Origin of the sequence: Gilliamella sp. BG3 (assembly GCF_046635605.1) — a bacterium.
In the GTDB taxonomy this organism is placed as follows: Bacteria; Pseudomonadota; Gammaproteobacteria; order Enterobacterales; family Orbaceae; genus Gilliamella; species Gilliamella bombi.
In genome coordinates this window covers 1-2,899 of record NZ_JBIDFE010000050.1, presented here as the reverse complement: position 1 = coordinate 2,899, position 2,899 = coordinate 1, and the positions used below count along the sequence as shown (strand labels likewise).

General features: G+C 39.0%; 4 protein-coding genes. All 4 read left to right on the top strand.

Going from position 1 to position 2,899, the window contains the following annotated elements:
- Positions 1 to 71: 71 nt before the first annotated feature.
- Positions 72 to 293 carry a hypothetical protein gene (locus tag ACGH6S_RS12010; RefSeq protein ID WP_174798956.1) on the top strand — a complete coding sequence of 74 codons (222 nt, stop codon included), beginning with the start codon at positions 72 to 74 and terminating at the stop codon, positions 291 to 293.
- The gene (locus ACGH6S_RS12005) at positions 280 to 471 is read left to right on the top strand and encodes a hypothetical protein (protein ID WP_065627010.1); all 192 of its coding nucleotides are present in this window, start codon (positions 280 to 282) and stop codon (positions 469 to 471) included. The genes ACGH6S_RS12010 and ACGH6S_RS12005 overlap by 14 nt, the downstream gene beginning before the upstream one ends.
- Entirely contained in the window at positions 464 to 838 is a 375-nt protein-coding gene (locus ACGH6S_RS12000; RefSeq protein ID WP_174798957.1) for a hypothetical protein, read from the top strand. The genes ACGH6S_RS12005 and ACGH6S_RS12000 overlap by 8 nt, the downstream gene beginning before the upstream one ends.
- 10 nt (positions 839 to 848) lie before the next feature.
- The coding region (locus ACGH6S_RS11995) for a primase-helicase zinc-binding domain-containing protein (RefSeq protein ID WP_411578975.1) at positions 849 to 2,899 on the top strand (2,051 nt) is incomplete at its 3' end.

Below are 2,899 nucleotides of genomic sequence, written 5' to 3'. Positions count from 1 at the left end.
GGTTATCGTTGATTTAGTAGAGCAAGCTTTTGATGAGTTACAAGAGTACGGGTTAACGGAGGATAAGAATAATGGCTAACATCTCACTGGACGCAATAAATACTATCAATACAAAACTAGGACAAGCCAACGCTATCACCACGCTTTTAATGGTGGATTGTGATTCGGATACGCCAATTAATGATGAGTTACGCGCCTATGCCCTTGATGCTGTATCAGACTTGATTAACGATTCTAAAAAGCTATTTAGAAGCGAAACCGAGCACAAGGAGGCAAAGAATGAAAGAGTTTGATTTTGTCCATAACGATGACGGCACTATTACCGCATTAAGGCTTAAAAATGGCAAATATGTAGCACTATTTTCTTTTGGCAAGGATGAAATCCCTAACTTACTCGCCGATGTCACCAAGCGACTACCGCCCGAAGTTAGGCGATACATGACACAAATTAAGGGGGTAAATCATGGATAATCAGCAAGAAGTAACAGCAATTCATCATAGTATCGTTGATTCTACTATGGCGATTATAGCAGGCTTATTTTTAATTGAGCAGATTAATAAAAACGGTGCCAAGGTGTTTATTCATGACGGTATCAAGATTGATATTGATAAAGATTTAATTGTTTTAGGGTTAAAAGTTAGTCTTGAAGAATGCTTGATTGAAGACTTTGGCGAAAGTGAGGGATTAAATCGTACCTATGGACTATTAAAAAAGATGTACGCCGAAAGTGACGATAAACCTATGGCACTAACGCAATTCGGGCAAGAAATGCTTGCAACGTTATTTATTGATTTAGCCGAAGATATCAAAGCTGAATCTAACGCGATAATTCATTAAGGGGGATGTAATGAAAATCAATGAAATTACAGCCCAAGCCGTAGATAAATGGGATTATATTTTTCAATCATTAGGTATTGAAGTGGGTAATGGCAAGCATTGCCCTTGCCCTGTCTGTGGGGGTAAGGATAGATTTAGATTTGATAACCAAAATGGTAGAGGTACTTATATCTGTAACCAGTGTGGTAGTGGTGACGGCTTAGAGCTTATCAAAAACTATTATCAATGTGACGCTAAAGAAGCATCAAATAAAGTAGCGGAATGTTTAAATCTGTCTAATCAGAATAACCAAATACGGGAAAATCTCGCATTTAGGAATATAGATTCCAAACAATTGCATAACAATAACATACCAGATAATCCCGTATGTAAAAAGGTTGAGTATTTGCTATCTAAAGCAACATTAGGGCAACCTCAATACCTGACCAAGAAAGGGTTAACCTTTGATTTACCCTTGTTAGATAACGGGCGCATTTTTGTGCCCATGCTGAATCTTCATAATGAATACGCAGGTGGTCAATTTATCAAGCCTGACGGCAGTAAGCATTTAATGAAAGGCTCAAATAAGAAAAGTGCTTTTATATTAGTGCGCTCAATATTGAGCAGACCTGCTGAGGTGTGCGCAAATTTGCTCGCACACAATGAAATTATTATCTGTGAGGGTTTGGCTACAGGGATATCGATAGCGGAATTCCGCCAACAGTCTACTGTTATATCCGCCATTGACGCAGGCAATCTTATTCATGTAGCTAAAGACATTCGTGAGTTAAATCTTACCGCTAAAATCATTATCGCAGGTGATAACGATATTGGTCAAAGCCCTAATACGGGCTTAGCTAAAGCAATAGAAGCAGCTCAAGCGGTAAATGGTTATTACTCCGTTCCTGATACAGATTATAAATGTGATTGGGATGATTATAGGCAACAACTTGGAAGCGATAACGCTTTGGCTCATTTTAATAAAAACCTCATAAAACCAGAGTTACCCACCGTGACAAAACTTAACATGCAAAACGAGTTATCAAGTATGAACCTATCGCAAATGGCATCAAGTCAACGGGCTGAACTGCTCAATCAATATTATGATAATAACCTTGCAATTAATCTTACTACCGATGAAATCTATCACTATCAAGATAACGCATGGCAACCTATAAGCGATAAACTATTAATGCGAACACTAGCCGATTTATTCACTCAATCAGGCGAACCTTTTAACCCTATGCGAATTAGCTCAGCGGTTGAATCGCTCAGGTTATCACTGCCTATAATGGGAACACCTCAGAAAGATTTAATCTGCTTTAAAAATGGCGTATATGAGCTAAAAAGCCAAACCTTTAGACCTCACAATAAGCAAGATTGGTTATTAGTCAGTAATGATATTGATTACTACCCTGCCAAAGAAAATGAATCTTTTGATACTCACGCGCCAAACTTCGCTAAATGGCTAAAAAGAGCATCAGGCAATCAAGATAAGGCTAAAAATATCTTGGCTGCGCTATATATGATATTGGCTAATCGCCATGACTGGCAATTATTCTTAGAGGTTACAGGCGCAGGCGGTAGCGGTAAAAGTGTTTTTGCTGAAATTGCGACGATGTTATCAGGTAAAAACAATACTGTAATAGGCACTATGGACGCATTAGAAAAGGCAAGGGACAGAGCCTTAATCGTGGGTTACTCATTAGTCATATTACCCGACCAACCGCGTTATATGGGCAGTGGTGCAGGATTAAAAGCAATTACTGGCGGTGATGAAGTAGCAATAGACCCAAAACACAAGCAACCCTATTCTTGTAAAATCCCTGCGGTAGTCTTGGTTATCAATAACGAGGCAATGAGATTTAACGAACGAAATGGAGGTATATCACGGCGTAGGGTTATCTTTCACTTTGGCGAGGTCATCCCTGAAAAAGAGCGAGATTTAAACTTGGTTAGCAAAATAGAGCAAGAGCTCCCCTCAATTGTGAGGTTGCTATTAAATGAGTTTATCAATCCAACAGAAGCTAAAGAAAGACTACACCAGCAACAACAATCAGACGAAGCGACGGCGATTAAACG

Excerpts from the sequence above, each read along its gene's own strand:
- ACGH6S_RS12010 (WP_174798956.1), top strand. The coding sequence starts at position 72 with ATGGCTAACATCTCACTGGACGCAATAAATACTATCAATACAAAACTA.
- ACGH6S_RS12005 (WP_065627010.1), top strand. The coding sequence starts at position 280 with ATGAAAGAGTTTGATTTTGTCCATAACGATGACGGCACTATTACCGCA.
- ACGH6S_RS12000 (WP_174798957.1), top strand. The coding sequence starts at position 464 with ATGGATAATCAGCAAGAAGTAACAGCAATTCATCATAGTATCGTTGAT.